Annotated in this window: 4 protein-coding genes; 2 read left to right on the top strand and 2 right to left on the bottom strand. The window is 49.8% G+C overall.

The window, feature by feature from the left end:
- Positions 1 to 124: 124 nt before the first annotated feature.
- The gene (locus WC859_10715) at positions 125 to 427 is read right to left on the bottom strand and encodes an XRE family transcriptional regulator (protein ID MFA5976618.1); all 303 of its coding nucleotides are present in this window, start codon (positions 425 to 427) and stop codon (positions 125 to 127) included.
- Complete coding sequence (locus WC859_10710; protein ID MFA5976617.1) at positions 424 to 768, bottom strand: type II toxin-antitoxin system RelE/ParE family toxin; 345 nt, start codon at positions 766 to 768, stop codon at positions 424 to 426. Before WC859_10710 ends, WC859_10715 begins: the two co-directional genes overlap by 4 nt.
- Before the next feature lie 286 nt (positions 769 to 1,054).
- On the opposite strand from WC859_10710, the gene WC859_10705 reads away from it, so the two are divergent.
- Positions 1,055 to 1,672: a recombinase family protein gene (locus tag WC859_10705; protein MFA5976616.1), complete on the top strand. Its 618-nt coding sequence runs from the start codon at positions 1,055 to 1,057 to the stop codon at positions 1,670 to 1,672.
- A gap of 35 nt (positions 1,673 to 1,707) precedes the next feature.
- A partial coding sequence (locus WC859_10700) for a Tn3 family transposase (GenBank protein MFA5976615.1) occupies positions 1,708 to 4,620 on the top strand: 2,913 nt, incomplete at its 3' end.

The following is a 4,620-nucleotide window of genomic DNA, read 5'->3' as shown; positions in this document are numbered from 1 at the left end:
TGGGGTTTGAGGCGCAGTGGAACGAAAAACCGTGTTAGCGTCTATAATGATGCGCCATTAATGACGTCAACTGGCAATAAACGCCCCTTCGACTTACCTACACCGTGGGTGCTTTAAATAAAATTCAGACTGATTCCAGCTCTATTCTTACTTTTTTTCCAAGAGCGGCGGCGGCACTCACTAAGGTTGTAAGGGTTAAACTGGTGTCTTCTTCATCCAACAACCTATTAAGCGATGCTCTGCTGGTATGCATTTTTTTTGCCATTGCCGTTTTACTCAACTTAAGCGAAGACATACCTTCTGAAATTTGCCAGGCAATGACACGTTTCGTTGCAACGGCAGTTACTTCTTCGAGAATCGCTTCTTCGCTAAGAAAGTCGTCAAAGCTGCTGCCAATATGAAGGTTTTCTTTGTGTTGATTGTTCATCTTTTTCCCCGCAAGGTTCTCAATCTTTGTTTTGCCAAATCGAGCTCTGGCTTCGGTGTTTTTTGATCTTTCTTAATAAAGCCATGCAACAGAATCATTGTTTTGTTAACAATTACAAACAAAACTCGCGCAATCCGATTATCAAGCTTAATTCTGACTTCCCAAATGTCGCCTTCAATGTGATCGACTAACGGCATACCAAGAGGCCAACCGAATTGCACAGTTTTAATAGCTTCGCCAATAGTTTTTCTATCTTGAGCAGATAAATCTTTTAACCATTCTCTAACGGGTTCGCTACCTGTTTCAGTTGCAAAAAAATTAACAGAAAGTATTGGCGTCATATTTATAGTGTATCAAAAAAGATACGTAAAGAATAGCATGTAAATAGGAATAGCATTGTAAATTTTCAAAGCCAGTGTCAGCAGTGTTCAAATCTGAGTCGCAAAAAGGGGCTTCGACAGAATAATGAGGTTTTTATCGGAATTCGCACTGTTTGAAGTCACATTGTCCCAACACATAGCCAATATAGATGGTCAATTATAAAGTAGCCAAATTACATTGTATTTTTCATTATTGGCCACATGATTTATAGTTAGCCAATTTCAGTATACCCATTTTGGCTACCCCATGAAAGTTGCTCGTATCTACCTCCGTGTCAGTACCGAAGAACAAGACCTTACCCGCCAAACCGACATTGTGCATAGTGCGCGAGAGGAAGGTTATTACATTGCCGGCATTTACCGTGAAAAAGCATCGGGTGCACGAGCTGATCGTCCCGAGTTGTTACGAATGATTGCTGATCTGCAACCGGGCGAAGTGGTAGTGGCCGAGAAAATCGACCGTATCAGCAGGCTCCCTTTGGCAGAAGCTGAACAATTGGTCGGATCGATTCGAGCCAAGGGAGCGAGGTTGGCCATACCAGGGCTGGTAGATTTGTCTGACTTCGCGGCTGAGACCGAAGGTATAGCCAAAATCGTTCTGGAGTCAATACAGGAATTATTGCTCAAACTGGCTCTGCAAATGACGCGTGATGACTATGAGACTCGCCGCGAGCGACAGCGCCAGGGCGTTCAGCTTGCCAAGGTTGCTGGCAAGTACACTGGTCGCATACCTGACACCATAACCCATCAGCGCATTGTTGCGCTGCGTGGAGCCGGCCATTCTATCAAACGGACATCTGAGCTGGCCGGGTGTAGTGAAAGCCAGGTCAAGCGAATATGGGCAAACCATAAAACCAGCACCTAACATGAGAAAGAAAAATAGCCTCCAAGGAAAACTAAATGCCGGTCAGCTTCCTATCCAACGAACAGCGTGAGAACTACGGCCGCTACAGCGCAGTTTTATCGCCTCTGGATTTAGCCCGTTATTTTCATCTGGATGATGCTGATCATGCGCTGATCGCCAAGAAACGCGGTGACTACAACCGGATCGGTTTTGCCGTTCAACTTTGCACAGTTCGCTACTTGGGCACTTTCCTGGACGACCCGTTGGCAGTGCCGGCCTCGGTAATTCATACGCTAGCTAATCAACTGGGCATTGAAGCCGTGGGTGACCTGCGGGCCTACAGTATCGGCGAGCAGCGATGGCAACACGCGGCAGAAATCCGCACCCGCTACGGCTATGTTGAAATTACCGAGCGTCAAGTCGGTTTTCGTCTCACCCGCTGGTTATACTCATTGTGTTGGACGGGCACCGACCGGCCCAGTGTGCTGTTCGAGCGAGCGACTACCTGGTTGGTAACGCATAAGGTGTTACTGCCCGGCTGTAGCACTCTCGAACGTTACATCGCCAGTCTGCGCAGTCGGGTGGAGAATCGGCTATGGCGATCTCTCGGTCGTGGCATTAGTAGTGAACAACAAGCAAGGCTTGAAAACCTATTGGTAATACCAGAGGGCAATCGCAATTCGCTACTGGATCGCTTACGCACCGGGCCGGTCAGAATCAGTGGTCCATCGTTAGTACAGGCTTTGCTAAGATTACACTCAGTACGCGAATTAGGCATCAAACTGCCGACGGCACACATTCCAATGAGTCGTCTGGCGGCCTTGGCCAGGTATGCTAGCACCGCTAAGGTTAGTGCGATTCTGCGCTTGCCGAATCCGCGTCGGCTAGCGATGCTGGTTGCATTTGTGCATTGTCTGGAGGCCACAGCGCAAGATGATGCTCTGGAAGTATTGGAAGCTTTATTACGCGACCTGTTTAATGCCGCTATTAGGGCAGATAAGAAAGCCCGCCTTCGCTCTCTGAAAGATCTTGACAAAGCAGCTGCGACGCTAGCCAGCGCCTGCCAAATTCTGCTGGACAGCAGTTTTCCCGATGCTGAGGTGCGGACCATATTGTTTGAGAAAATTTCGCGCGACACACTCATTCAGGCAGTTGATGGCGTTAATGCCATGATTCGACCTGCTGACAACGTGTACTACGATGAGTTGGATGCCAAATACAGATCGGTGCGTCGCTTTCTGCCAGCACTACTTGAGCATGTACGGTTCGTGGCGAACTCAGACGGTGAGCCAGTTGTAGCCGCCTTTGATTGGTTACGATCCAATCTCACATTGAAGAAACCCGGCAACGATGCTCCGCTCGATTTAGCCAACAAGTCATGGAAAAAATATGTGCAACGCGATGACAAATCTTTCGATTTACATGCCTATACCTTTTGTGTACTCGAAAAATTGCAAACCGCTTTACGCCGACGCGATGTATTCGTTGAGCCAAGCTGGCGTTATGCCGACCCGCGTGCAGGTCTACTTAAAGGCGACGAATGGGAAGCCACACGTCCACTTATCTGCCGAACGCTCGGGTTGTCCGCCAATCCTGAGCCAACCCTCACCGCTATGGCCACTGAACTGGATCGTACCTACCGCGCCGTAGCCGCCAGGCTGCCTGACAACCCCGCAGTGCGTTTCGATACGACCAACGACAAACAGGAACTGGTACTCAGTCCGCTGGACAAATTGGACGAACCGGCCTCACTGATCGCGCTACGCGATAAAGTTGCCAACATGTTGCCGCGAGTAGAGTTGCCAGAACTCATGCTGGAGATTGTTGCACGAACGAACTTCACCGACGCGTTCACTCACATCTCGGAACGCACGGCCCGTGCCACCGATCTGCATGTCAGCTTGTGTGCGGTGCTGATGGCTGAAGCCTGCAATACCGGACTGGAGCCACTGATTCGAGGGGATGTAACCGCGCTCAAGCGCGACCGGCTGTCCTGGGTAGACCAGAATTACATTCGAGATGACACCTTGACAGCAGCCAACGCGATGCTGGTAGCTGCACAAAGCCGTCTTGAATTGGCAAAAGCATGGGGCGGTGGCGAGGTGGCCTCGGCGGATGGTATCCGTTTCGTTGTCCCAGTGCGCACTGTACATGCCGGCCCCAACCCTAAATATTACGGAATCGGTAGTGGTGCTACTTGGTACAATCTTCTGTCGAACCAGTTCTCTGGTTTGAATGGCATCGTTGTGCCAGGCACACTCCGGGATAGCCTAATCTTGTTAGCGGTAGTGCTAGAGCAGCAAACAGACCTGCAACCGACGCAGATTATGACTGACACCGGCGCCTATAGCGATGTGGTGTTCGGCTTATTTCGCTTGCTCGGGTACCGTTTCAGTCCGCGTTTAGCCGATGTCGGAGGCACCCGCTTCTGGAGGATTGATCCAAAAGCTGATTACGGTCTGCTCAATTCGATATCGATGCATCAGCTCAGCTTGAAGAAAATCATACCCTTTTGGGACGATATATTGCGGCTGGCTGGTTCCCTAAAGCTTGGAAGAGTAAACGCCACCGAAATTATGCGTACACTTCAAGTAGGTGACAGGCCAACCCGATTGGCGCAAGCCATCGCAGAGTTCGGCCGCATTGAGAAGACCCTGCACACGCTAATGTATATTGATGACGAGGCCATGCGCAGGAGCACTCTGACTCAGTTAAATCGTGGAGAGGGTCGCCACAGCTTAGCCCGCGCAGTCTTTCATGGTAAGCGAGGCGAGTTACGTCAGCATTATCGGGAAGGCCAGGAAGATCAGTTGGGGTCGCTCGGCCTTGTACTTAACATGATAGTGTTGTGGAACACCATATATATGGAGGCCGCATTGAACCAACTTCGAATGGAAGGATATCCGGTGAACGACGAAGATGTAAGCCGATTATCTCCGTTATTGTATGAGCACATCAATATGCTGGGC

The sequence above is a fragment of the Elusimicrobiota bacterium genome (genome assembly GCA_041660185.1).
Lineage (GTDB): Bacteria > Elusimicrobiota > Elusimicrobia > 2-01-FULL-59-12 > 2-01-FULL-59-12 > JBAZWU01.
The sequence above is the reverse complement of the archived record's forward strand: the minus strand, read 5'-3'. Positions and strand labels throughout refer to the sequence as shown.

Excerpts from the sequence above, each read along its gene's own strand:
- WC859_10710 (MFA5976617.1), bottom strand. The coding sequence starts at position 768 with ATGACGCCAATACTTTCTGTTAATTTTTTTGCAACTGAAACAGGTAGC.
- WC859_10715 (MFA5976618.1), bottom strand. The coding sequence starts at position 427 with ATGAACAATCAACACAAAGAAAACCTTCATATTGGCAGCAGCTTTGAC.
- WC859_10705 (MFA5976616.1), top strand. The coding sequence starts at position 1,055 with ATGAAAGTTGCTCGTATCTACCTCCGTGTCAGTACCGAAGAACAAGAC.